The organism is Polynucleobacter sp. MWH-Jannik1A5, from assembly GCF_018881795.1.
Classification (GTDB): Bacteria; Pseudomonadota; Gammaproteobacteria; order Burkholderiales; family Burkholderiaceae; genus Polynucleobacter.
In genome coordinates, this window is the sequence record NZ_JACVPQ010000001.1 from 529021 (window position 1) to 552164 (window position 23144).

The 23144-nt window shown below is 46.7% G+C and carries 26 protein-coding genes; 15 read left to right on the forward strand and 11 right to left on the reverse strand.

The annotated features are described in order from the left end of the window. Nucleotides 1–13: 13 nt before the first annotated feature. The 3 genes from radC (at nucleotide 14) to rpmG (ending at nucleotide 1266) form a co-directional block, all read left to right on the forward strand. Nucleotides 14–709, forward strand: a complete 696-nt coding sequence (gene radC / locus ICN23_RS02620; RefSeq protein ID WP_370624748.1) for a DNA repair protein RadC — start codon at nucleotides 14–16, stop codon at nucleotides 707–709. A 144-nt stretch (nucleotides 710–853) separates the two neighbouring features. Beyond that, nucleotides 854–1087, forward strand: coding sequence for a 50S ribosomal protein L28 (rpmB, locus tag ICN23_RS02625; RefSeq protein WP_011903570.1), 234 nt, complete (start codon nucleotides 854–856; stop codon nucleotides 1085–1087). Between the two features lie 11 nt (nucleotides 1088–1098). After that, a complete protein-coding gene (rpmG, locus tag ICN23_RS02630) occupies nucleotides 1099–1266 on the forward strand; it encodes a 50S ribosomal protein L33 (protein ID WP_015421876.1) in 168 nt (55 codons plus the stop codon). 63 nt (nucleotides 1267–1329) lie between these two features. Here rpmG and ICN23_RS02635 read toward each other — a convergent pair whose 3' ends face one another. From ICN23_RS02635 to purN, 3 genes are read right to left on the reverse strand one after another with little or no spacing between them, the layout of a single operon-like run. Beyond that, the gene (locus ICN23_RS02635; RefSeq protein WP_216230795.1) at nucleotides 1330–2523 is read right to left on the reverse strand and encodes an acyl-CoA desaturase; all 1194 of its coding nucleotides are present in this window, start codon (nucleotides 2521–2523) and stop codon (nucleotides 1330–1332) included. A gap of 28 nt (nucleotides 2524–2551) precedes the next feature. Continuing rightward, entirely contained in the window at nucleotides 2552–4111 is a 1560-nt protein-coding gene (locus ICN23_RS02640; protein ID WP_216230796.1) for an RsmB/NOP family class I SAM-dependent RNA methyltransferase, read from the reverse strand. Beyond that, nucleotides 4108–4737 (reverse strand): phosphoribosylglycinamide formyltransferase, encoded by a 630-nt coding sequence (gene purN / locus ICN23_RS02645; RefSeq protein ID WP_216230797.1) that lies wholly within the window; start codon nucleotides 4735–4737, stop codon nucleotides 4108–4110. The genes ICN23_RS02640 and purN overlap by 4 nt, the downstream gene beginning before the upstream one ends. Before the next feature lie 39 nt (nucleotides 4738–4776). Between purN and ICN23_RS02650 the strand changes: the two genes are divergently transcribed. From ICN23_RS02650 to ICN23_RS02675, 6 genes are read left to right on the forward strand one after another with little or no spacing between them, the layout of a single operon-like run. Continuing rightward, entirely contained in the window at nucleotides 4777–5727 is a 951-nt protein-coding gene (locus tag ICN23_RS02650; protein ID WP_216230798.1) for a bifunctional riboflavin kinase/FAD synthetase, read from the forward strand. Then, a complete protein-coding gene (ileS, locus tag ICN23_RS02655) occupies nucleotides 5702–8581 on the forward strand; it encodes an isoleucine--tRNA ligase (RefSeq protein ID WP_370624775.1) in 2880 nt (959 codons plus the stop codon). The genes ICN23_RS02650 and ileS overlap by 26 nt, the downstream gene beginning before the upstream one ends. A gap of 11 nt (nucleotides 8582–8592) precedes the next feature. Beyond that, a complete protein-coding gene (gene lspA, locus ICN23_RS02660; RefSeq protein ID WP_216230800.1) occupies nucleotides 8593–9084 on the forward strand; it encodes a signal peptidase II in 492 nt (163 codons plus the stop codon). A gap of 9 nt (nucleotides 9085–9093) precedes the next feature. Beyond that, a complete protein-coding gene (coaBC, locus tag ICN23_RS02665) occupies nucleotides 9094–10305 on the forward strand; it encodes a bifunctional phosphopantothenoylcysteine decarboxylase/phosphopantothenate--cysteine ligase CoaBC (protein WP_216230801.1) in 1212 nt (403 codons plus the stop codon). A 47-nt stretch (nucleotides 10306–10352) separates the two neighbouring features. Beyond that, on the forward strand, nucleotides 10353–10802 hold the full coding sequence (dut, locus tag ICN23_RS02670) for a dUTP diphosphatase (RefSeq protein ID WP_216230802.1): 450 nt from the start codon (nucleotides 10353–10355) through the stop codon (nucleotides 10800–10802). Between the two features lie 4 nt (nucleotides 10803–10806). Continuing rightward, nucleotides 10807–11352, forward strand: coding sequence for a nucleoside deaminase (locus ICN23_RS02675; RefSeq protein WP_216230803.1), 546 nt, complete (start codon nucleotides 10807–10809; stop codon nucleotides 11350–11352). Between the two features lie 58 nt (nucleotides 11353–11410). On the opposite strand, the gene ICN23_RS02680 is transcribed toward ICN23_RS02675, so the two are convergent. From ICN23_RS02680 to clpS, 3 genes are read right to left on the reverse strand one after another with little or no spacing between them, the layout of a single operon-like run. Beyond that, on the reverse strand, nucleotides 11411–11644 hold the full coding sequence (locus ICN23_RS02680; RefSeq protein ID WP_068320954.1) for a hypothetical protein: 234 nt from the start codon (nucleotides 11642–11644) through the stop codon (nucleotides 11411–11413). 39 nt (nucleotides 11645–11683) lie between these two features. Continuing rightward, nucleotides 11684–13990 carry an ATP-dependent Clp protease ATP-binding subunit ClpA gene (clpA, locus tag ICN23_RS02685; RefSeq protein WP_216230804.1) on the reverse strand — a complete coding sequence of 769 codons (2307 nt, stop codon included), beginning with the start codon at nucleotides 13988–13990 and terminating at the stop codon, nucleotides 11684–11686. After that, on the reverse strand, nucleotides 13987–14343 hold the full coding sequence (gene clpS / locus ICN23_RS02690) for an ATP-dependent Clp protease adapter ClpS (protein WP_216860565.1): 357 nt from the start codon (nucleotides 14341–14343) through the stop codon (nucleotides 13987–13989). Before clpS ends, clpA begins: the two co-directional genes overlap by 4 nt. Before the next feature lie 276 nt (nucleotides 14344–14619). Here clpS and ICN23_RS02695 point away from each other — a divergent pair, with 276 nt between their 5' ends. Beyond that, on the forward strand, nucleotides 14620–14823 hold the full coding sequence (locus tag ICN23_RS02695; protein WP_011903586.1) for a cold-shock protein: 204 nt from the start codon (nucleotides 14620–14622) through the stop codon (nucleotides 14821–14823). An 84-nt stretch (nucleotides 14824–14907) separates the two neighbouring features. Then, a complete protein-coding gene (locus tag ICN23_RS02700) occupies nucleotides 14908–15360 on the forward strand; it encodes a DUF192 domain-containing protein (protein WP_216230805.1) in 453 nt (150 codons plus the stop codon). Between the two features lie 64 nt (nucleotides 15361–15424). Here the strand turns inward: ICN23_RS02700 and ICN23_RS02705 are convergent, their stop codons facing one another. From ICN23_RS02705 to argF, 3 genes are all read right to left on the reverse strand, one after another. Further along, on the reverse strand, nucleotides 15425–15730 hold the full coding sequence (locus ICN23_RS02705; RefSeq protein ID WP_216230806.1) for a pyrimidine/purine nucleoside phosphorylase: 306 nt from the start codon (nucleotides 15728–15730) through the stop codon (nucleotides 15425–15427). Nucleotides 15731–15784: 54 nt separating this feature from the next. Beyond that, nucleotides 15785–17017: an argininosuccinate synthase gene (locus ICN23_RS02710; RefSeq protein ID WP_216230807.1), complete on the reverse strand. Its 1233-nt coding sequence runs from the start codon at nucleotides 17015–17017 to the stop codon at nucleotides 15785–15787. 100 nt (nucleotides 17018–17117) lie between these two features. Next, nucleotides 17118–18065: an ornithine carbamoyltransferase gene (gene argF, locus ICN23_RS02715; RefSeq protein ID WP_216230808.1), complete on the reverse strand. Its 948-nt coding sequence runs from the start codon at nucleotides 18063–18065 to the stop codon at nucleotides 17118–17120. Nucleotides 18066–18217: 152 nt separating this feature from the next. On the opposite strand from argF, the gene ICN23_RS02720 reads away from it, so the two are divergent. Then, nucleotides 18218–18532: a DUF3579 domain-containing protein gene (locus tag ICN23_RS02720; RefSeq protein ID WP_068320842.1), complete on the forward strand. Its 315-nt coding sequence runs from the start codon at nucleotides 18218–18220 to the stop codon at nucleotides 18530–18532. Nucleotides 18533–18605: 73 nt separating this feature from the next. On the opposite strand, the gene rpsT is transcribed toward ICN23_RS02720, so the two are convergent. Continuing rightward, the gene (gene rpsT, locus ICN23_RS02725; RefSeq protein ID WP_062310407.1) at nucleotides 18606–18872 is read right to left on the reverse strand and encodes a 30S ribosomal protein S20; all 267 of its coding nucleotides are present in this window, start codon (nucleotides 18870–18872) and stop codon (nucleotides 18606–18608) included. 151 nt (nucleotides 18873–19023) lie between these two features. Here rpsT and murJ point away from each other — a divergent pair, with 151 nt between their 5' ends. Then, nucleotides 19024–20577 (forward strand): murein biosynthesis integral membrane protein MurJ, encoded by a 1554-nt coding sequence (gene murJ / locus ICN23_RS02730; RefSeq protein WP_216230809.1) that lies wholly within the window; start codon nucleotides 19024–19026, stop codon nucleotides 20575–20577. A 5-nt stretch (nucleotides 20578–20582) separates the two neighbouring features. Further along, nucleotides 20583–21425 carry a SirB1 family protein gene (locus ICN23_RS02735; RefSeq protein ID WP_216230810.1) on the forward strand — a complete coding sequence of 281 codons (843 nt, stop codon included), beginning with the start codon at nucleotides 20583–20585 and terminating at the stop codon, nucleotides 21423–21425. 8 nt (nucleotides 21426–21433) lie between these two features. On the opposite strand, the gene ICN23_RS02740 is transcribed toward ICN23_RS02735, so the two are convergent. Beyond that, nucleotides 21434–22078, reverse strand: a complete 645-nt coding sequence (locus tag ICN23_RS02740) for a VTT domain-containing protein (protein ID WP_216230811.1) — start codon at nucleotides 22076–22078, stop codon at nucleotides 21434–21436. Between the two features lie 58 nt (nucleotides 22079–22136). Here ICN23_RS02740 and miaA point away from each other — a divergent pair, with 58 nt between their 5' ends. Continuing rightward, nucleotides 22137–23141 carry a tRNA (adenosine(37)-N6)-dimethylallyltransferase MiaA gene (gene miaA, locus ICN23_RS02745; RefSeq protein WP_216230812.1) on the forward strand — a complete coding sequence of 335 codons (1005 nt, stop codon included), beginning with the start codon at nucleotides 22137–22139 and terminating at the stop codon, nucleotides 23139–23141. Nucleotides 23142–23144 lie beyond the last annotated feature (3 nt).

The window sequence follows — 23144 nt, forward strand, 5'->3', positions numbered from 1 at the left end:
GCCGGCGCTAGCTGTGCACTCCCCCATCACGGGCTGGCCCAAAAATGAGCAGCCCAGAGAAAAGCTTCGCGCAAATGGAGCTGCGGCACTTTCTGATGCCGAACTGCTGGCTATTTTTCTACGAGTGGGCGTCAGGGGGAAAAGTGCTGTAGCCCTCGCTAAGGACCTACTACATCACTTTGGGAGCCTTCCACGGCTACTGGCCAGCAGCCCTCAAGAATTAACCCAAATTCACGGCATGGGTCTATCTAAGTGGTCTCAAATTCAGGCGGCTTATGAGCTTGTGAAGCGAAGCTTGGAGGATGGTCTTACCCAGGACCCCATCTTTTCATCACCCAACCATGTTAGAGAGTTCTTGCAGGCCAAAATTGGCCGCCTCCCCCACGAGGTCTTTCTCTGTCTTTACTTAGATTCCCGCCTGCACCTTATTGAATGTCAGGAGCTTTTTAGGGGCTCCATTGCCCAAACTGCTATTTACCCCCGAGAGATCCTCAAAGAGGCCCTAGCAAAAAACGCCAGCGCCCTGATCGTGGCTCATAACCACCCTAGCGGCAATCCATTGCCTAGCGGAGCAGATCAAGAACTGACAAAGTTGCTCGCAGATGCACTCCAATTGGTAGATATTCAACTCTTGGATCACTGCATTGTGAGTGGTAGCGGTTTTTTCTCTTTTTCTGATGCAGGCCTTATGGAAAAAGCTAATAAATGATAGTAAACACTAACTTATTGGCTTATTTTAGATATTTGAGTGTCTTGGAAACGTAAATCCCGTGCACTCAAGACAATTAGAGCTAGCCCAAAATAGGCTGGGACTGATACAATCTTCTTTTTTCGCAATTAATGGAGTTATGTCATGGCAAAAGTTTGCCAAGTCACTGGGAAGAAGCCGATGGTTGGCAACAATGTATCCCATGCAAACAATAAAACGAAGCGTCGCTTTTTGCCGAATTTGCAAAACCGTCGTTTCTGGGTTGAATCTGAAAACCGTTGGATTAGCTTGCGCTTAACCAATGCTGGTTTGCGCGTTATCGACAAGAACGGCATCGATGCTGTGTTGTCTGATCTCCGTGCACGTGGCGAAATTTAAGGAGCGCACAAATGGCTAAAGGCGGCAGAGAAAAAATTAAGTTAGAGTCATCAGCAGGTACTGGTCACTTCTACACTACTTCAAAAAACAAGCGTACAAAGCCTGAGAAAATGGAGATCATGAAGTTCGATCCAACCATTCGCAAGCACGTTGCTTACAAAGAAACAAAGTTGAAGTAATTACTACTTCAGCAAATAAAAAACCCGCTACATCAGCGGGTTTTTTATTGTCTACAAATTCACTTAAGCGTAACGACGCAATCTCAAAGAGAACTCACGTAAGCTAGTTAAGCCACTCTCTTCTGCACGCTGACACCAAGCGTGCAACTGAGAAAGTAATTGCTCTTTGGTAGATGAAGAGCGACTCCAGATAGCTTGCAACTCACGACGCATTTCAATCATCTTACGCAATTGGGCGTTGCTTGCCATTAACTCTTCCAGCTTTAATTTCTCTTGCTCAGTTAAACGAGACTCATCTTTAGCCAGCCAGATGCGAGCATCACTTAAGTGTGCCGCTAAGACCTGCATGTGTTGAACTTCATTGCTAAAGAAACTACGCAATGTCTTGCTATAGCGAGCCATGATTTCATAGCGATTTGCAATGATGGCTTCGAGCGTATGTTGGTCGGCAGGACGCAAATCACTCAGCACCGGTTTAGGGGGAGTCTTTTTCACGGTCGCCAAACCAACAGCACTCATGATCTGGATATACATCCAACCGATGTCGAACTCATACCATTTATTCGATAGCTTTGCGCTGGTTGCAAAAGTGTGATGATTGTTGTGCAGTTCTTCACCACCAATCAGAATTCCCCAAGGAATAATATTTGTGGAGGCATCTTCGCAATCGAAGTTGCGATAGCCCCAGTAGTGACCAATGCCATTAATCACACCAGCAGCAGTGATTGGAATCCACAACATTTGGACTGCCCAAACTGTTAGGCCAATCGCGCCAAATAAAAATACATCGACGATGAGCATGATCGCAACGCCCTGCCAAGAAAACTTAGAGTAGATATTGCGCTCAATCCAGTCATTTGGAGTGCCATGCCCAAACTTATCGAGAGTCTCTTGATTGGCGGCTTCTTTTTTATACAGCTCGGCGCCACGAGAAAGTACTGTGTTGATTCCCAAAACCTGAGGGCTATGTGGATCATCTACAGTTTCACATTTCGCATGATGCTTACGATGAATCGCAGCCCACTCTTTGGTCACCATACCGGTTGTTAACCAGAGCCATAAACGGAAGAAATGAGAAACAATGGGGTGAAGATCTAAAGCACGGTGCGCTTGGCAACGGTGCAAGAAAATAGTGACAGCAGCAATCGTGATGTGAGTGGCTATCAGGGTGAAAACAACAATCTTCCACCAAGACCAATCCAAATATCCACTGGCAAGCCAGTGGAGGAGTAAATCAAAACCTGAAACTGTATTCAAAAGGGATTCCCTAAAGAGGTCTAAACCTTTATTTTAGTTCTTTAGGGGCCTTCTTGGTTTTGACCTTAGTCTCTTTTTGCTCGTCTTTTTCGGATTCAGGGGTTGGCACGGCAGCTTTCTTTTGGAAAACTGCACCAAAAAAGCCGTCTGTTCCATGAATATGTGGCCATAGCTGCCACCACGGGTTGTCTGGGCTGCACCCTAAAGGCAATTTTTCCTTTGGAAACAATGGCTTAAGAACTTCTGCAGCAGGAACGACCTCAAATTGCGGGTGTTTTGCCAGAAAATCCTCAGCAATCGCCTGATTCTCTTGAGGTAATAGGCTGCAGGTTGCATAAACTAGTCGTCCACCTGGCTTTAATAGCCGGGCAGCCGAGTGCAAGATGCTCATTTGCTTTTGATTTAATTCCAAAACGCCCTCTGGGGTTTGGCGCCATTTCAAATCCGGATTTCTTCGTAGAGTACCCATACCACTGCAAGGGGCATCTACTAGAACCCTATCAATCTTTCCGGCAAGGCGCTTGATCTTGGCGTCGTTCTCACTATCAATCCACACTGGATGCACATTAGAAAGGCCGCTACGGGCTTGTCTTGGCTTCAAGTTCGCCAAACGGCGCTCGGATGTATCTAAAGCGTACAAACGCCCTGTAGAGCGCATGATGGCTCCAATTGCCAAAGTCTTACCCCCAGCACCAGCGCAAAAGTCCACAACCATTTCACCACGCTTTGGTGCAAGCAGATAAGCCAAGAGTTGACTGCCTTCATCTTGCACTTCAAACATGCCTGCTTTAAACCCAGCTGTATTCTGCAATGCAGGCTTACCCATAATGCGCACACCATCGGGCGCATACGGTGTTGGAATTGCTTGATAGCGCCCACCCAATGCATTCATCTGCGCGAGCAATTCCTCGCGATTGGTTTTCATAGTATTCGCACGCAAATCTAACAGCGCTGAATGCATTAAAGATTTCGCAAGTTCTTCACGAGTATCTTCACCAGGATATTTACCAAATGCATCCCATAACCACTCTGGTAAATTATTGCGCACGAGTGGATTTAAAGCGGCGGGATCAACCGTTGCAAAACGTTGCAACCATTCATACTCACCCGCTTTTAATACATGGGCTAAATCGGCAATAGCGCTCTCAGCACGGTTGGCAGAACCCAAACCACCTTCAGACAAAGCGGACAGCAAACCTAATAGGGCTAAGCGTCTAGCCTGCGAGCCTTCACCGCTTGAGGCAAATTGTGAGAACTCATTTTTACGACGCAGAATCGCAAATGCACTTTCCGCAATCAAAGCACGGTCACGATTTCCAAGCTGTTTCTCTTCTCTGAAATAACGACTGACTACTCGGTCGGCCGGCTGCTCAAAACTGAGCAACTCTGGAAGCAAGCGCTCCAGATGAATTGCATGTTGTGGCAATGCTTTTGCATTGGAAAAATTCTTTTGACCTTCGGGCGCAATTAAATTACCACTAGCATTGCGACGCTCAGGGCGCCGCAATGGATCTTTCGATTTCGCTGCGTAACTTTTGTGGGGGGCTAGTCTGCTACCAGATCTACGGGGTGGACGTTCTGCACTCATAATTTAAAAAATTGCGACTCCGGGGGTTGTAACTTCACTTGATTACCTTCAATTCGCAATCGTCCATCAAGGAACCATTTTACGGCTCGCGGGTAAATTTGATGCTCAGCAGTCAAAACTCGAGCTGCCAAGGTATCTGCATTGTCCCCCTTAAGCACTGGAACTGAGGCCTGACAAATAATCGGCCCCTCATCTACGCCCTCATTCACAAAGTGGACAGTAGCGCCATGCTCCTTGACTCCAGCCTCTAAGGCCCGCTCATGGGTATGTAAACCTGGGAAGGCGGGCAGCAGGGCTGGGTGGATATTGATTAAGCGACCCTCAAAATGACGGATAAATCCAGGGGTCAAAATTCTCATAAATCCGGCAAGAACCACTAAATCTGCCCCCAAGGCATCGATCTTCTGAATGAGGGCTGCATCGAAAGACTCACGGCTAGCGTGTTCTTTGTGCTCGATTGCAAATGCTGGGATGCCCTGCGAGCGAGCAAAATCAAGGCCCTTAGCCGCTGAGTGATTCGCTATCACCCCGGCAAAAGTGACTGGCCATTGCTCTTTTTGAGCGGTTTTGACGATGGCCTCGAAATTAGATCCGCGGCCCGAGATTAAGGTAACGATAGAAGGCATGCCCACAATATAATTGATGGCTACCCTGAAAGCGATTTTGTGAACGTATTCCGTGGCCCCACCCAGTTTTCTGCAGGACCTGCTTGTGCCCTAACCATCGGTAATTTCGATGGCGTGCACAGGGGTCATCGCGCCCTGCTAAAGGAACTTGTCGATGGCGCCAAGAATCGAGGCTTGGTCAGCTGCGTCATGACCTTTGAGCCGCATCCAAAAGAATTTTTCTCCCCAGAACAAGCACCACCCCGCATTCTGAATTTACGTGACAAATTGGCAGCGCTTGCTGATCTCGAAATTGATCGGGTGGTTGTTGAGCATTTCAATGCCGCTTTTGCGAAGCTCACCCCAGAAGAATTTGTTTCTGAAATTATTGTTAAACGCCTGAATGCCAAATGGATTTTGATTGGCGATGATTTTTGCTATGGCGCTAAACGCGCAGGCAACTTTGCCAGCTTAAAAGCTGCTGGTGAAAAATATGGTTTTGAAGTGTCTAGCATTCAAACGATTCAAGAAGATGGTGAGCGTATTTCTAGCTCTGCTCTACGTGCCGCCCTTGCAAGTGGCGACATGCAGCTTGCTGAAAAATTATTGGGTCGCCCCTACGGAATCTCTGGTCACGTTATTCATGGACAACAGCTCGGTCGTCAATTAGGGTTTCCAACTTTAAACTTAGCTGTTGCCAATCACTTGCATCATCGCAAACCAGCAACAACAGGAATCTTCACTGCACAAGTTTTAGGCTTGAGCGATAAGCCTCTGCCAGCAGTGGCTAGCCTGGGCGTTAGGCCTACAGTCGAAGATGAAGGCAGGGTATTACTAGAAACCCATATTTTTGATTACAACGAGGATGTATACGGAAAAATCATTACCGTAGAACTCTTAGAAAAAATCCGCGATGAGGCGAAGTACCCAGACCTCGAAACCCTTACACAAGCGATTGCAGCAGATGCAGCGCATGCCAGAAATTATTTCCAGAAAAAAGCTTATGTCTGAAAAAGAAAACTCTTATCCCGTCAATCTATTAGATACCTCCTTTCCAATGCGAGGAGATCTAGCTAAGCGCGAACCACAGTGGGTAGCTGGCTGGCAAAAAAATAAGCTCTACGAAAAAATTCGTGCGGCACACGCCAATCAACAGAAGTTCATCTTGCATGATGGCCCTCCATATGCAAACGGCGATATTCATATTGGTCATGCTGTTAATAAGATTCTGAAAGACATGATCGTGAAATCTCGCTGGCTCATGGGATTTGATTCTGTATATGTACCAGGCTGGGATTGCCACGGCATGCCAATTGAAATTCAGATAGAAAAAGAATTTGGTAAAAATTTACCAACTGCTGAGGTTCAATCTAAGGCGCGCGCCTACGCGCATGTCCAGGTTGAGAAACAGAAAAAAGATTTTGAGCGCTTAGGCGTTCTGGGGGATTGGAATAACCCCTACCTCACCATGAACTTCCGTAACGAAGCTGATGAAATCCGCGCTCTTGGGAAGATCTGGGAAAAGGGCTATGTCTTCCGTGGATTAAAGCCGGTGAACTGGTGTTTTGATTGCGGCTCTGCACTCGCAGAGGCTGAAGTGGAATATCAAGATAAAACTGATCCAACGGTTGATGTTGGCTTTGCATTTGATGATGCACAACGTCCACAACTAGCAAAAGCCTTTGGACTTAGTGAGCTACCTAATAAGCCAGGTCAGATCGTTATTTGGACAACAACACCTTGGACAATTCCTGCCAACCAAGCAATGAATGTTCACCCAGAGCTCACTTATGCGCTGGTCGATGTTGGGGATAAATTATTAATCCTCGCAAAAGATCGCGTTGAAACTTGTTTGCAAGACTATGGCCTTGAAGGCAACGTGATAGCTACTTGTCAAGGCGCTCAGTTAGCAAATATTTCTTTCTGGCACCCATTAGCACCTTTGCATGAAGGCTACAAGCGCCTATCCCCAATCTATACAGCTGAATATGTCACACTCGATACGGGTACCGGCATTGTTCACTCCGCACCCGCATACGGCGAGGAAGACTTTAAATCCTGCAAAGCCAATAAGCTTGCTGACAAAGATATCCTGAATCCTGTCATGGGCAATGGTGTGTATGCATCTTGGTTGCCGCTATTTGCAAATGAATATATTTGGAAAGCGAATCCCAAGATTGTTGAAGCCATGCGTGAAGCAGGCAGTCTCTTACGCGATAAAACGTATACGCACTCATACATGCATTGCTGGCGCCATAAGTCTCCCATTATTTATCGCGCTACCTCACAGTGGTTTGCGAGCATGGATAAGAAACCCTCTGATGGCAAAGCCAGCTTGCGTGAGACTGCACTAGCAGGTATTGAGAACACTGAGTTCTTCCCTGCCTGGGGCAAGCAACGCTTAAACAGCATGATTGCTAATCGTCCTGACTGGACTTTGTCACGTCAGCGCCAATGGGGCGTACCAATGGCTTTCTTTGTACACAAGGAAAGTGGTGAGCCACATCCGCGTACCGTTGAACTACTTGAAGAAATCGCTAAGCGTGTAGAAAAAGAAGGTATAGAAGCTTGGCAGAAACTAGAAGTTGCCGAGTTATTGGGTGAAGAAGCGGCTCAATACGAAAAAAACCGTGACACCTTAGACGTATGGTTTGATTCCGGCACAACGCATTGGCATGTCATTCGTGGCTCACACCGTGATGAGCTGTTAACTACTGACGCTGAAACACCAAATGGTCGATTGGCTGACTTATACCTTGAGGGCTCTGACCAACATCGCGGCTGGTTCCACTCCTCTTTGCTTACTGGCGCCATGCTTGATGGCAAACCGCCATACAAAGCGCTCTTGACTCACGGCTTCACTGTGGATGGTCAAGGACGCAAGATGAGTAAGTCTGTGGGCAATGTGATCGCACCTCAACAAGTAGCGGATAAGCTTGGTGCAGAAATTATTCGTCTTTGGGTGGCTTCTACCGACTACTCAGGCGAGATGACCATTTCAGATGAAATTCTCAAACGCGTGACTGAGAGCTATCGTCGCATTCGAAACACCTTACGCTTCTTGTTGGCTAACCTGTCAGATTTTGATCCTAGCAAGCACACCATGCCTGCAGGCCAATGGCTCGAGATTGACCGCTATGCTGTTGCGCTTGCCAATGCATTGCAGAATGATGTGGAAGCCCATTACAAGGCATATGAATTCCAGCCTGCAGTTGCACGCATGCTGACTTTCTGCTCTGAAGATTTAGGTGGCTTCTACTTAGATATTCTGAAGGATCGTCTCTACACCAGCGCGCCAGATTCTCCAGATCGTCGCGCCGCACAGAACGCTTTATTTCATATCACTCGCAATCTCTTGAAGTGGCTATCTCCATTCCTATCCTTCACTGCAGAAGAAGCATGGAAAGATTTCCCACATGGTTCTGGTAGCAAACCTTCTGAATCGATCTTTATGGAAGAATTTGGCCAGTTCCCGCAAATTTCTCACGCCGATGAATTGCTAGCAAAATGGAGTCGCATTCGCGAAATTCGCTCCGAGGTCACCAAAGCAATTGAAGTTGAGCGCGAGGCTGGCAATGTGGGCTCATCTTTGCAGGCCGAACTGACAATCAAAGTGGGTGATGTCGACTTTGCGATTTTGCATTCGCTTGAAGATGACTTACGCTTTGTCACCATCACCTCTAGTGCCAATATTGAGTTGAGTAATGCAGGCTTAGAGGTATTGGTACGTGGCAGCCAATATAAAAAGTGTGGTCGTTGCTGGCATCACACCAAAGACGTAGGAAGCAGCTCTGATCATCCAGAATTATGTGGTCGCTGTATTAGCAACCTATTTGGCGATGGCGATCACCGCCTCTTTGCTTAAGATCTATTCATATGAAAAGCCTTGCTCTTCTTCGCTATCTAGCAATCGCCGTTATCGTGCTCTTGCTGGACCAATTGAGCAAGTGGTCGGCGCTAAGTAATCTACAAATGGGCGTTCCTGAACCAGTTCTGCCTTTTATGAACTGGCTACTACTCTTTAATCCAGGCGCAGCGTTTTCATTTCTAGCAGAGGGTTCAGGCTGGCAACGCTGGTTTTTTACCATTCTTGGTTTAGCGGCATCGATTTACATTATTTGGCTGCTATATCAAAGCCAAAGCGACAAACTGCTTTGCATAGCCCTGAGCCTCATCTTGGGCGGAGCTTTAGGCAACGTCTTAGATCGGGTCATGTATGGCGCTGTAGTGGACTTTATTGACCTGTATTACGCTAATTGGCATTGGCCAGCATTCAATATCGCTGATAGTGCTATCTGTATTGGTGCCGCCCTCATCATATGGGGCGAATTACGCAAGTCATTTGGCAAATCCCCTCAATCCCATTAAGCTGGCGCCATGCAATCACTTTTAAATAAGAAGATCGTCCTCGGAATCTCTGGCGGCATTGCAGCCTATAAGGCTCCAGAGCTTGCACGCCAATTAATGCAAGAAGGCGCATCAGTACAAGTTGTGATGACTGAAGCCGCACAACAATTTGTAACGCCAGTGACCATGCAAGCGCTCACTGGCAATCCGGTGTATCTGAGTCAATGGGATAGCACCATTCCCAATAATATGGCTCACATTGAGTTATCACGTTCAGCAGATGCGATTTTGATTGCGCCAGCTAGTGCTGATCTAATGGCCAAGCTTTCTTTGGGTTTGGCTGACGACTTATTAACTACTCTATGCCTCGCGAGAGATTGCCCGCTTCTGCTAACCCCCGCAATGAATAAGCAGATGTGGGATCATGCAGCTACCCAAAGAAGCGCGCAAAGACTGGCGGCCGATGGCGTTACCTTGTTGGGGCCAGCTAGTGGCTTTCAGGCGTGCGGTGAAGTCGGTATGGGTCGCATGCTCGAGCCTGCAGAAATTACCGAACAAGTCATTGCCTTCTTCCAGAAAAAATCTTTAGCTGGCAAAAAAGTATTGATTACTGCTGGCCCTACTTTTGAAGCGATTGATCCAGTACGTGGCATTACCAATCACAGCTCAGGAAAGATGGGTTTTGCAATTGCAAGGGCCGCTGTTGAGGCTGGCGCTCAAGTGCACCTTATTGCTGGCCCCTGCGATCTCGAGACGCCACTATTGGCAACGGGTCAAATTATCCGCACTAACGTAGTTAGCGCAAAAGAAATGCATGCGGCCACAATCAATGCAACTGACTGCGATGTCTTCTTTGCAGTCGCCGCTGTTGCTGACTGGGGAATCGCAAAACCAGCCAAAGAGAAAATAAAACGTCAAGGCAATCAAGCGCCAAACCTAGAGTTTGTAGCAAACCCTGACATTCTGCTAGATATTGCCAAATCGGTGAAGAGTAAGAGTGGCAAGCCTTACCCTTATTGCGTTGGCTTTGCTGCCGAATCAAATGACCTAGAGAAGCATGCTGATGAAAAGCGTAAGCGTAAAGGCATCCCAATGATTGTTGGCAATATCGGCCCGGACACCTTTGGCAGCGACCTCAATCAATTAATTGTTATTGACGCTAGTGGCAGCAAGAAAATTGCCAAAGCAGAAAAACTGCAATTAGCGCGCCAACTCATTCAGTTAGTTGCCAAGAAAATTTAAGTAGCACCCCCACTTTTTTACTTACATTCCCCGTTTTAGGAAATTCCATGCAATCCCTCCAAGTCAAAATTCTCGATGAACGTATGCGCGATCAGCTGCCAACTTATGGCACACCTGGCAGTGCTGGACTCGATCTGCGCGCTTGTATTGATGAGGCAATCGAAATTGCCCCAGGTCAAACAGTTCTTGTACCAACTGGCTTGGCAATATATGTAGAAGATCCAGGCTATGCAGCCTTCATTCTCCCGCGCTCAGGCTTAGGTCATAAACACGGCATCGTACTAGGCAACCTAGTGGGCCTAATCGATTCTGACTACCAGGGTCAACTGATGGTGAGCACCTGGAATCGCGGATCAACCCCATTCAAATTGGAGCCGATGGAGCGCTTAGCTCAATTGGTGGTGATGCCGGTACAACAGGTAGAGCTCAAAATAGTTGAAGAGTTCACTGAAAGCAGTCGTGGTGCTGGCAGCTTTGGAAGTACCGGCAGAGCTTAATCACATGAATCGCCGTGGCGCATTAATTTGCTTATGTGGCATTGGCTTAGCTGGCCTCACACGAGGCGCACTAGCAAAGGCCGATCTTTCTTCAATTCCAATGAGGAGTCATGAAGTTGCAATGCGTGCCGCGATCGCTATGGCAGCACAAAATCAAGCCTACCCATTTGGGGCCGTCATTACTGATGCGAAGACTGGCGCGATACTTGCTAAAGGCGTTAATCAAACTTTTGACAATCCACTGCTCCACGGTGAAATATCTTGCATCAATAATTACATCGCTCAGAACGGTAATAAAAATTGGGCGGATATAGTTTTATATACAACCGGAGAGCCTTGCCCTATGTGCATGAGCGCCCTTATCTGGGCAGGTATTGGTGGCGTTGCCTACGGAAGCTCAGCTGCCACAATTAAAAAATCAGGCATTGATATTTTTACCTTTAGTGCTAAAGACATCAATCAAGGAAACGGCTTTAGCCGGACGCAATTACTGGGCGGCATTCTTGAGCCAGAATGTAATGCATTATTTCTTAACCGAAAACGGTCTTAAGTAAATTAATCAATAAGAAAGCCACCCGTAGGTGGCTTTTCTTTTAAGCATCAATTGCTTACTTGCGAATATGCGCTTTACGAGCTGCATCTTGCGACATGCCTGCACCAGCGCCTTCACGAGATTCTTTTTCAGCAGTAATTTCTTTGCGGCGCTCTTTGCATGAGCCTGCAATTTCTTGCAGTGCTTTGCGAGCACGTGCAGCAGAAGCTTTAATGCCTTTACCTTGAAACTTTTCATTTTCAGCTTTATAAGTTTCAAAAGCTTCTAGTAATTTATCGTGATGAGACATATTTTCCTTTTTTGGTTTTGTATTTATTAAATTGGTTAATTAAATTTCTTCAGCCGGTGCTACATCAGCTTTAGTGCGCTTTCCTGGTAATACTGGTGCATCAAAGTTCAGCAGAACCTTGCCATCAGAATCAATATCTACATCCACATGCCCGCCTTGAGCCAACTTGCCAAAGAGCAATTCATCGGCAAGCGCTTTACGCACAGTATCCTGAATAATGCGCTGCATTGGGCGAGCACCCATTAACGGATCGAAGCCATGCTTAGCCAAATGTGCACGCAACGCTGGGCTGAAAGTCGCGTCCACCTTCTTCTCATGCAGCTGCTCTTCAAGCTGCATTAAGAACTTATCGACCACGCGCATGATGATGGACTCATCCAACGCTTTGAAAGAAACGATGGCATCCAAACGATTGCGGAACTCCGGTGTAAAGAACTTCTTGATATCCGCCATCTCGTCACCAGACTCACGGGCATTGGTAAAGCCGATGGTAGATTTCTGCATCGCCTCAGCACCAGCATTGGTAGTCATGATGATGATCACATTACGGAAGTCAGTCTTGCGACCATTGTTATCTGTCAGGGTTCCATGATCCATTACCTGCAAGAGAATATTAAAGATATCAGGATGAGCTTTTTCAATTTCATCAAGCAAGAGAACGCAATGAGGCTTCTTATTGACAGCCTCAGTTAGCAAGCCGCCTTGATCAAAGCCAACATAACCTGGGGGCGCACCAATCAAGCGACTTACTGCATGGCGCTCCATATACTCAGACATATCAAAGCGCAGCAGCTCAATACCAAGGATGTAAGCGAGCTGTTTAGCCACCTCGGTCTTACCAACCCCAGTAGGGCCAGAGAACAAAAATGATCCAATTGGGCGGTCGATCTTTCCAAGACCTGCGCGCGTCATCTTAATGGCGCTAGCTAAGGCCTCGATTGCAGGGTCTTGACCAAACACTACGCTCTTAATGTCGCGATCCAATGTCTGCAGCTTGCTGCGGTCATCCACAGTAACTGACTGTGGCGGTATGCGCGCAATCTTCGCTACGATCTCTTCAATCTCCGGACGACCAATCGTTTTCTTCTGCTTGGACTTTGGCAAGATACGCTGCGCTGCTCCGGCTTCATCGATGACATCAATCGCTTTGTCCGGCAAATGCCGATCATTGATGTAGCGAGCGGAAAGCTCTGCAGCAGCAACCAAAGCGCCAGCAGCATACTTCACGCTGTGATGCTCTTCAAATCGCGACTTCAACCCGCGCAGAATTTGTACAGTTTGATCTACGGTTGGCTCTACTACATCCACCTTTTGGAAGCGACGTGAAAGGGCAGCATCTTTTTCAAAAATACCGCGGTACTCAGTAAAGGTGGTTGCGCCGATACATTTGAGCTGGCCATTAGACAGTGCAGGCTTTAATAAATTACTTGCATCCAGAGTTCCACCAGATGCCGCGCCTGCGCCGATCAGCGTATGAATCTCATCGATAAACAAAATACCGTGGGCATGATCTTTAAGAGACTTGAGAACGCTCTTCAATCGCTGCTCAAAATCACCACGGTATTTAGTGCCCGCTAAAAGCGCGCCCATATCTAAGGAGTAAACCGTTGCATCGGCCAAAATATCAGGGACATCACCCTTCACAATTCTCCAAGCCAATCCCTCAGCAATCGCTGTTTTGCCTACACCGGCCTCACCAACCAACAATGGGTTGTTCTTACGGCGACGGCATAAAACTTGAATGACACGCTCTACCTCGCTCTCGCGCCCAATTAATGGGTCAATCTTGCCTTGACGAGCCATCACGTTGAGATTCTGCGTGTACTGTTCCAGGGGGCTTTCTTTACCAGAGGAACCGGCATCCTCAGTCTCCTGAGAAGGCTCAACCGGTTTTACATGCTCAGATTGATCCTTACGCACGCCATGACTAATGAAGTTCACTACGTCTAATCGCGTGACACCTTGCTGTTGCAAGAAATACACCGCGTGCGAATCTTTTTCACCAAAGATGGCAACTAATACATTTGCACCAGTCACTTCTTTCTTGCCATTGGACGTGGACTGCACATGCATGATGGCACGCTGAATAACACGCTGAAAACCTAATGTAGGTTGCGTATCCACCTCATCATTGCCGGGCACGACAGGCGTGTTGTCATTGATAAAGTTTTTGAGTTGCGCGCGTAGCTCTGCAATATTGACCGCACAAGCCTTTAAAACCTCAACAGCAGTGGCGTTATCTAATAAGGCCGCCAGCAAATGCTCGACCGTAATGAACTCATGTCGCGATGCCCTTGCGTCAACAAACGCCATGTGCAAACTCACTTCTAATTCTTGGGCAATCATGCTTCCTCCATAGTGCACTGTAGTGGGTGACCCGCTTCACGGGAGAGTTCAATTACTTGATGCACTTTCGTGGCAGCGACATCGCGGGTAAATACTCCGCAAACGCCCTTGCCTACTAAATGCACTTGCAACATGATGCGTGTAGCTGTTTCATGATCTTTATTAAAATACTCCTGAATCACCATCACCACAAATTCCATTGGCGTGTAATCGTCATTCAATAGTAAAACTTTATACATTGAAGGCGCTTTAACTTGCTCGACCTGCTTTTCGAGAAGAATAGTGTCTTCAATATATGGATTACTGGGGTTACCAGTAGTGGGATTTTTTGGTGCGCGACTCATGAGAAACATTCTAAACACAGATATTGAAACTTTAATTTCCTAGGGTCTTGTTGCGAAAACCACGCAAAAACCCCTCTTAAACCCATATTGGGGCATTTTTCGATAAAAAAAGGGGTATTAACTGGGGGGTATGGGCATATAACTCCTTGACACCCCTCCAAAAAGGGCAAACAATCAGGGGGTAGGCTTCAAGAGAGGTTCTATTTAGGCGTGTTGTGGATTGAGACTGATTAAAAAGTATTTACCCTCATCACGGTTGTTTTAAGTTTATGTAATGGAGTTCGCATGGCGACCGGAATTGTTAAGTGGTTCAATGATGCAAAAGGTTTTGGCTTTATCAAACCTGATGATGGTGAAGAAGAGTTGTTCGCGCATTTCAGCGCAATTACTATGCCTGGGTTCAAAACCCTTAAGGAAAACCAAAAGGTAACGTTTGACATTACCCAAGGCCCTAAAGGCAAGCAAGCTACCAATATCCAAGCGGCTTAATAGTCCTTAGATCATTATTAAAAACCCAGGATTCGTTCCTGGGTTTTTTTTCGTCTGCAATTTGCCTCACTTAAAATGCACAACATGCCTATTCCAAAAAACAATTTCATCAAACTATTTACCGCGCTCATTTTCTTTTGTTCTAGCTTTGCGTTAGCTCAAGTCAACACAGGCCTGCCCACTATTGAACTCAAGGCTGGCATATACCGCATTCAGGCTGAGTTAGCCGATACTCCTAAGACAAGAGAAGTGGGGCTAATGAACCGCACTAGCATGCCAACCAATTCTGGAATGCTGTTTGTGTTTGAACAAAAAGCAGGTCATTGTTTCTGGATGAACAACACCAAGATCCCACTATCTATTGCATTCATTGCGGATGATGGAAAGATTGTGAACATTGAAGAGATGCAAGCAGAGACAACCAATAACCACTGCCCTAAAGTAGCAGTGCGTTTCGCATTAGAAATGAATAAACAGTGGTTCTCAGAAAGAGTGATTGTGCCGGGAACGATAGTGACTGGCTTGCCGAAGAGGTAAAGGTAATAGTGGGTAATAAAAAACGCAGACCGAGGTCTGCGTTTTGTTTTTCGGCAATGCTTATTTATTCAAAGTGACAAACATAGTGCACAGGTTGCTCAGCACGAATAATGAAATAACCGCCTTTTTCCACTTCCCAACTTTGACCCGCCTTGAATTCTTGCTCCGGAGCGCCATTGATGCTGACAAAAGCGGTGCCATCAACCACTTCCATCACTTCTTTAGTGCTTAAGTCAAAACGCAAAGTGCTTGGCAATACAACGCCAACTGACTTACGCACACCATTTGGCAATGTCACGGTATGAGAAACACATTTACCATCGAAAAATACATTGGCTTTTTTGCCGACTGAAACTTGATCAAATTGCATGCTGATTCTTTCTATTCTGTTTAGCTCTAATCGTTTATTTGAATTTTCTTTTCGTTATTTCTTAGCGCGCTTGCGCTTTGCTGTTTCAGCAATACGCATACGCAAGGCATTTAGCTTGATAAAGCCGCCAGCATCCGCCTGGTTATATGCGCCGCCATCATCATCAAAAGTCGCAATATTTTGATCAAACAAGGTATTGGCTGAATCACGCGAGATCACAGATACAGAACCTTTGTAAAGTTTCAAGCGAACAACGCCATTGACAGCTTGTTGAGTATGGTCAATCAACGTTTGCAAAGCTAAGCGCTCTGGCGCCCACCACAAGCCGTTATAAATCAAGCTTGCATAGCGTGGCATCAAATCGTCCTTCAAGTGAGCTACCTCACGATCCAGGGTGATACTTTCAATACCACGATGGGCCTTGAGAAGAATGGTGCCACCAGGAGTTTCGTAGCAGCCACGACTCTTCATGCCAACAAAACGGTTTTCCACCAAATCCAGACGGCCAATGCCATGCATACCACCAATACGGTTTAATTCAGCGAGCAACTCGTGTGGCTTATAGGCTTTGCCATTAATTGCGACAGGATCACCTGCTTTAAATTCAATTTCAATAATTTCTGAGGCATCTGGCGCTTTCTCAGGAGAAACCGTCCAACGCCACATAGATTCTTCCGCTTCAGCATTCGGGTTTTCTAGATGACGGCCTTCATAGCTGATATGTAATAAGTTGGCATCCATAGAGTATGGTGAGCCGCCTTGCTTATGCTTCATCTCAACTGGAATGCCATGCTTTTCAGCATAGGCCATTAACTTCTCGCGCGAGAGAAGATCCCATTCGCGCCAAGGAGCAATCACTTTAATTCCTGGCTCTAAGGCGTAGTAGCCCAACTCAAAACGTACTTGGTCATTACCTTTACCAGTAGCGCCGTGAGATACAGAATCAGCACCTGTTAAACGAGCGATTTCAATTTGACGTTTTGCGATCAATGGGCGGGCAATTGAAGTGCCTAATAAATATTCGCCTTCGTAAATCGTATTTGCACGGAACATTGGAAAAACAAAGTCGCGCACAAACTCTTCACGCAAGTCATCGATAAAAATATTTTCTGGCTTGATGCCGAATTGCAAAGCCTTGGCACGTGCCGGCTCCAGTTCTTCGCCCTGACCCAAGTCAGCCGTAAAGGTAACAATCTCACAGCCGTAGGTATCTTGAAGCCATTTCAAAATCACGCTGGTATCTAGGCCACCGGAATACGCTAAGACTGCTTTTTTAATATCGGACATTTTTTATTCAATCAAAAATTAACTAAAACTTACTGAGACAACACCGAGACAAATTACTTCGTATTTTATTGCTTACGTTTTCTTACTTATGCTTTATTGCTTAATCCAAACGACCGCAGAGCAGATACTCCATCAATGCCTTTTGGACATGCAGACGATTTTCCGCCTCTTCCCACACAATACTTTGCGGGCCGTCAATGACTCCAGCCGAAACCTCTTCGCCACGATGGGCTGGCAAGCAGTGCATAAATAAAGCATCTGGCTTAGCTAAAGACATTAACTCCTCATCCACCATCCAGTCTTGGAAAGCATTCATGCGGGATGTGTTTTCATCTTCGTAACCCATGCTGGTCCAAACATCGGTAGAAACGAGATCGGCATCTTTACAGGCATCTTTAGGATCAGCGCAAATTGTTAAATGCTTTGCTGCGTTCGGTGTCAAGCGCGCTGGATCCAACTGATAACCATCAGGTGCAGAGAAGCGCAATTGAAAATCCAAGCACTCAGCAGCCTGCAACCAGGTGTAGGCCATGTTGTTAGCATCGCCCACCCAAGCCACGGTTTTTCCTTGAATTGGCCCACGCGCTTCAACAAAGGTAAAGATGTCAGCCAAAACTTGGCATGGATGAAATTCATTTGTGAGGCCGTTAATGACTGGAACGCGCGAATTCGAGGCAAAGCGCTCAATAATCTCCTGACCAAAGGTACGAATCATGATGATGTCAGTCATTCGTGAAATGACCTGTGCAGCGTCCTCTACAGGCTCGCCACGACCTAACTGAGTATCGCGGGTGTTCAGGTATACGGCATGCCCACCAAGCTGGTGAATACCCGCCTCAAAGGACAGGCGTGTACGGGTGGAATGCTTCTCAAAAATCATCGCCAAGGTACGGTCATGCAGTGGGTGCCAAGTTTCATAACTTTTGAATTTAGCTTTGAGCCATGCGGAACGCTTGAGCAAATAGTCGTATTCCTCACGAGTGAGGTCAGAAAACTGCAGGTAGTGCTTTACCTGACCGGGCACTTGCGGCTTTGCCAAGGATGTCATAGTTGAGCTTTCTACTAAAGTTTTGGCTTGCATTTTTTTCTTCAAACATTCGGCTGCACGAAAATAGTTCCTAAAGTCATATTACGGCCAACTCAGGCTGTTAAGCTAGAGGGCTTAGTAATACTATTTTCTACAACCATCATTACGCGAACTTGAACCACAAAAAGCTTTTCATTCAAGGCATTACCACTTCTGGCAAACCATTTCGGCCCAGCGATTGGGCGGAGCGTCTGTGCGGGGTGATGGCTACTTTTCGCCCTCCCGGTGACTCCGGGGACCCTCGCTTCACTTATTCGCCCTACGTCAGACCAGTGCTTATTGCTAAAGTGAAATGCGTTGTTATTGATACCAGACTGGGGGACCTAGATCCTAGAGCGCTAGACTTTGTCATGAACTTTGCCAAAGACAATAGCCTACCGATCGAAGAGGCATGTGAATTCAACCCAGCAGCCCCGACCCAGCCTTAAAAACAAAAACCCGCTCTGATGAGGAGCGGGCTTAGGTCGAAACTACTTCGACCAGCCTAAAACTAAAACTGTATTACGCTGCCATCGCCTTGATGGCTGCAGACAAACGTGACTTCTGACGAGCAGCAGTATTTTTGTGAGCAATCTTTTTGTCAGCAATCTTGTCGATTGTTGATTGAGTTGCTGCGAATACTTTTGCAGCAGCCGCTTTATCACCAGTTTCAATCGCTTTACGAACTGCCTTAATGGAAGTGCGGAGTTTTGAACGCAAACTGGAGTTATGTTCGTTTTGTTTTACTGCTTGGCGTGCACGCTTGCGCGCTTGTGCTGTATTGGCCATCTTTAAACCTTGCCTCTATAAATTGCAAAATGCGATTAGTTAAAAATCTTGCGGACTTGCCAGATTCATAAGCAAGCTCGCCAAAACCCAAGATTTTACCTTAAAGGGGCAAAAAAGCCCAGTCGACCAATAAATAGGTGAAAATCGGCTCATGAATCTGCTTTCTGCCGCTGCCAAGGTTAGCTCCCTGACCATGCTGTCCCGAATTACGGGCCTGCTTCGGGAAACCCTGATTGCCCGTAGTTTCGGGGCTTCCGAGTGGACAGACGCCTTTAATGTGGCTTTTCGACTACCCAATCTACTGCGCCGGCTATTTGCTGAAGGGGCCTTTTCCCAGGCTTTTGTGCCAATTTTGGGGGAAATTTCGACAAATGAGGACCAAAACAAGGCCAAAATCCTCATTAATGCGGTCGCCACGCTCTTATTTTGGGCTTTGCTCCTCACGGTATTGCTGGGCGTAATTGGCGCCCCATTGCTCATTTTGGTCATTGCTACAGGCTTTAAAGGGGGTCAGGCTTATGACGCTAGCGTTGTCATGACCCGCATCATGTTCCCTTATATCGGGCTGATTTCCATGGTCTCACTCTCAGCCGGCATTCTGAACACCTATCACCGGTTCGCAATTCCGGCTTTTACCCCTGTTTTGCTGAATCTCGCTTTAATCGGTAGCGCCATCTTTTTGGCACCACATTTAGATCAACCTATTTATGCCTTAAGCATTGGTGTCTTATGCGGTGGCGTTTTGCAATTGGCCATTCAGGTTCCGGCACTCTCTCGTATTGGGCTTTTACCTCGCATTGGTTTGCTGCCTGGGGCGATCAAAGCAGCCTTCTCTAATCCGGATGCAAGACGCGTACTCAAGCTAATGGGGCCCGCAGTATTTGCTGTATCCGTTGCGCAAATCTCCCTCATCATTAATACCAATATCGCTTCACGCTTACAAGCAGGTAGCGTGTCATGGCTCTCCTATGCAGACCGTTTAATGGAATTTCCAACTGCACTATTGGGTGTAGCCCTTGGCACAGTTCTGTTACCCAGCCTCAGCAAAGCGAATGCCAAAAACGATCTAGTGCACGCCGGTGAACTTTTGATTTGGGGCTTGCAGCTTACCTTCCTGCTAGCAGCGCCTGCAGCAATTGCTCTATTTATTTTTGGCGAACCTTTGGCTGCAGTTTTGTATCACTACGGCAAATTCAATGCGCTAGATGTGTTGATGACGCAACGTGCACTCGCGGCCTATGGCGTCGGACTCATTGGCTTAATCCTGGTCAAGATTTTGGCGCCTGGTTTTTATTCGCGCCAAGATATCCGAACACCCGTCAAAATTGGACTGCTTGTTTTGGTAGCAACCCAATTAGCTAATCTGGTTTTTGTTCCCTGGTTTGGCCATGCAGGCCTTGCACTTTCAGTTGGGATGGGCGCCTGCCTGAACGCCGCCCTACTTTGGATTGGCCTACATCGCCGCGGAGCCCTTCCTAGTTCAGCCTGGACTAAATACCTGGGACAACTGCTATTTGCCCTTATTCCCTTCGCGGCAGTACTTTTTTACGCTGCAGGGGCACACAATTGGATCGCCCTGCAGGCTGAACCGTGGCTGCGCATTGGTCTATTGTCCGCATGGTTAGCTGCTGCAGCAATTGTTTACTTTGTATCCCTGGGCTTAGTTGGAATTCGCTGGCAAAAATTCTTGCGTCATGCAAAATAGGATTTATGCCAACACAACAACTCGACTATTTCACCTCCTTAGTTGCCGAAGACGAACACTTCCCTTTAACTGAGGCCGCAATTGCTGTTGCACAGCATGCTTATCCCGATTTGGATGTACAAGGGCTGCTAGATAAGCTCGATCAATTGGGTAATAAATTAAAGTCGCGCGTCACACCCGATACATCACCGATTCAGCGCCTACAAATTCTGAAGCATTTCTTTTATACCGAGCTGGGTTTTGGACCCAACCCCAATGATTTTTATGCGCCCGAAAATTCGTACTTGCATTACGTACTCGAAAATCGTCGAGGGATTCCAATCTCCTTAGCCATTCTCATGATGGAGTTAGGAAATCAAATTGGTTTAAAGATTCGAGGGGTTTCATTTCCGAATCACTTCATGATGCGTATTTCCCTGCAACAAGGCGAAGTGATTATGGACCCCTTAACCGGCGAATCCTTCTCAAAAACTCAACTACAAGAAATGTTAGATCCTTATTTGGATGCCAAAGGATATCGAGGCGAACTCAGTCTCCCGCTCAATATCTTCCTGCGTGCGTCTAGTTCTAGGGAAATTCTGTCGCGCTACCTAAGAAACCTGAAAATGATTTACTCAGAGCATGAACGCTGGGAACGTCTACTGGGAATTCAAGAGCGGCTGGTGATTCTGCTTCCAGACTCTGTCGAAGAGATTCGTGACCGCGGCTTAATCTTTGCTCAGCTGGAGTATTTGCGTCCAGCCTTGGAGGATATGCATCGTTATCTCAGCGAAGCTCCTGAAGCTGAAGATGCAAACGATATTCGCGAGCATATTGCTACGCTCGAAAGCCAAACCAAACTGCATTAAGAAAGCATTTAGTTTTTCTTGCGCTGAAAAATTTTATAGAGAGCAGCCAGTACCACTGGTATCGCTGCCGCACCAATACCAATCAATACAATCACATTCAGGTTTTGGCGAATCACTGGAATATTTCCAAAGAAATAACCGGCAATCACCAAGCTAAATACCCAGAGTAAAGCGCCAGTAATATTAAATAGCTGAAAGCGTGAGAAGTTCATTTCTGAAACGCCAGCAACAAACGGCGCAAAGGTTCTGATGATGGGTAAAAAACGCGCAACAATGATGGTCTTACCACCATGCTTTTCATAAAAAGCGTGTGTTTTTAATAACGCGCCCTGGTCAATCCAGCGAGATCGACTACTAAAGACCCTTTTACCAATCCAGCGACCAATGAAATAGTTCACGGTATTGCCCGCAATGGCTGCAATTAATAAGCCGATACATAAAGTCCAAATATTGAAATGCTCAGTAGCGCAATAAGCACCAGCAATAAATAAGAGTGAATCGCCAGGTAGAAATGGTGCAATCACCAAACCCGTCTCTGCAAAAACAATCGCAAACAATAGGCCGTAAGCCCAAGGACCATATTGCTGAATGACCACATCAAGATGTTTATCAATATGCAGCAATAAATCGCCTAATTGCAAAAGGGTATCCATTCACTCGCTCTCTAATTTATGGGTTGTTGCGGATATTAACAGGCTCTTATAATCAGGTATGCCAACTGAACCTTACATTCAGCCTATGCATGCTCTAAATGAAGCCCCCATTCTTTGCATTGTTGGGCCAACTGGTGCAGGCAAAACCCATCTCGCCATGTCTTTGGCTGAGTATGCCAAATCCATTGGTTTAACGATTGAACTCATCAGCATGGATTCTGCGCTGGTCTATCGAGGTTTAGATATCGGTAGTGCTAAACCTACCAAGACTGAACAAGCAGCAGTGATTCACCATCTAATTGACATCATCGACCCAACTGAAGTGTATTCAGCAGCGCGCTTTGCCAAGGATGCAAATCGTCTCTGCGACGAAATTCGTGAGCGCGGAAATATTCCTGTGGTTGTTGGTGGAACAATGCTGTATTGGCGCGCTTGGGCACATGGTCTTTCCTCACTGCCGCCAGCCAATCCAGAAATTCGCGCCCGCTTAGATGAAGAGGGAAAAACTATCGGCTGGCCTGCGATGCACGACAAGCTAGCAACAGTCGATCCCAACACTGCAGCTCGCTTGAAACCCAATGACTCTCAACGTGTTCAACGTGCGCTAGAAGTTTTTGAAATTACAGGCAAGCCCATGTCAGAACTGCTGGCTGACTCACCAAGTGAAGATGGTAGAGAAGGCTCCGCAATTCCATCATGGATTGATTTAGTTTCACTAGAGCCTAGTGATCGCAAACGATTGCATCTCAATTTAGAAAAACGCTTTGATGAGATGCTCACTGCTGGATTTATAGATGAAGTCAAAGCTCTACATGCCAATCCTGGATTACATGCTGATCTTCCGGCAATACGATCTGTCGGCTATCGCCAAGCATGGGAATTTCTGAATGGCGAAATTGATGCTGAACAAATGCGTTATAAGGCATTGGCAGCAACCAGGCAGCTAGGAAAGCGTCAGCTTACTTGGCTACGCGCGATTGAGGGAAGAAAAACATTTGACCCCTTCAACGCCGAGGAAATGAAGGCGGCCGTAGACTACTGCAAGAAAAACCTAAAGAAGTAAGTG

Bases quoted from the DNA above. Each gene is read 5' to 3' on its own strand.
- ICN23_RS02700 (WP_216230805.1), top strand. From the start codon at position 14,908: ATGCCTATTCCAAAAAACAATTTCATCAAACTATTTACCGCGCTCATT.
- lspA (WP_216230800.1), top strand. From the start codon at position 8,593: ATGAAAAGCCTTGCTCTTCTTCGCTATCTAGCAATCGCCGTTATCGTG.
- ICN23_RS02675 (WP_216230803.1), top strand. From the start codon at position 10,807: ATGAATCGCCGTGGCGCATTAATTTGCTTATGTGGCATTGGCTTAGCT.
- rpsT (WP_062310407.1), bottom strand. From the start codon at position 18,872: ATGGCCAATACAGCACAAGCGCGCAAGCGTGCACGCCAAGCAGTAAAA.
- ICN23_RS02710 (WP_216230807.1), bottom strand. From the start codon at position 17,017: ATGTCCGATATTAAAAAAGCAGTCTTAGCGTATTCCGGTGGCCTAGAT.
- ICN23_RS02705 (WP_216230806.1), bottom strand. From the start codon at position 15,730: ATGCAATTTGATCAAGTTTCAGTCGGCAAAAAAGCCAATGTATTTTTC.
- clpA (WP_216230804.1), bottom strand. From the start codon at position 13,990: ATGATTGCCCAAGAATTAGAAGTGAGTTTGCACATGGCGTTTGTTGAC.
- ICN23_RS02680 (WP_068320954.1), bottom strand. From the start codon at position 11,644: ATGTCTCATCACGATAAATTACTAGAAGCTTTTGAAACTTATAAAGCT.
- coaBC (WP_216230801.1), top strand. From the start codon at position 9,094: ATGCAATCACTTTTAAATAAGAAGATCGTCCTCGGAATCTCTGGCGGC.
- rpmG (WP_015421876.1), top strand. From the start codon at position 1,099: ATGGCTAAAGGCGGCAGAGAAAAAATTAAGTTAGAGTCATCAGCAGGT.
- miaA (WP_216230812.1), top strand. From the start codon at position 22,137: ATGCCAACTGAACCTTACATTCAGCCTATGCATGCTCTAAATGAAGCC.
- murJ (WP_216230809.1), top strand. From the start codon at position 19,024: ATGAATCTGCTTTCTGCCGCTGCCAAGGTTAGCTCCCTGACCATGCTG.
- clpS (WP_216860565.1), bottom strand. From the start codon at position 14,343: ATGTTTCTCATGAGTCGCGCACCAAAAAATCCCACTACTGGTAACCCC.
- dut (WP_216230802.1), top strand. From the start codon at position 10,353: ATGCAATCCCTCCAAGTCAAAATTCTCGATGAACGTATGCGCGATCAG.
- rpmB (WP_011903570.1), top strand. From the start codon at position 854: ATGGCAAAAGTTTGCCAAGTCACTGGGAAGAAGCCGATGGTTGGCAAC.
- ICN23_RS02640 (WP_216230796.1), bottom strand. From the start codon at position 4,111: ATGAGTGCAGAACGTCCACCCCGTAGATCTGGTAGCAGACTAGCCCCC.
- ICN23_RS02735 (WP_216230810.1), top strand. From the start codon at position 20,583: ATGCCAACACAACAACTCGACTATTTCACCTCCTTAGTTGCCGAAGAC.
- ICN23_RS02740 (WP_216230811.1), bottom strand. From the start codon at position 22,078: ATGGATACCCTTTTGCAATTAGGCGATTTATTGCTGCATATTGATAAA.
- purN (WP_216230797.1), bottom strand. From the start codon at position 4,737: ATGCCTTCTATCGTTACCTTAATCTCGGGCCGCGGATCTAATTTCGAG.
- argF (WP_216230808.1), bottom strand. From the start codon at position 18,065: ATGACATCCTTGGCAAAGCCGCAAGTGCCCGGTCAGGTAAAGCACTAC.
- ICN23_RS02695 (WP_011903586.1), top strand. From the start codon at position 14,620: ATGGCGACCGGAATTGTTAAGTGGTTCAATGATGCAAAAGGTTTTGGC.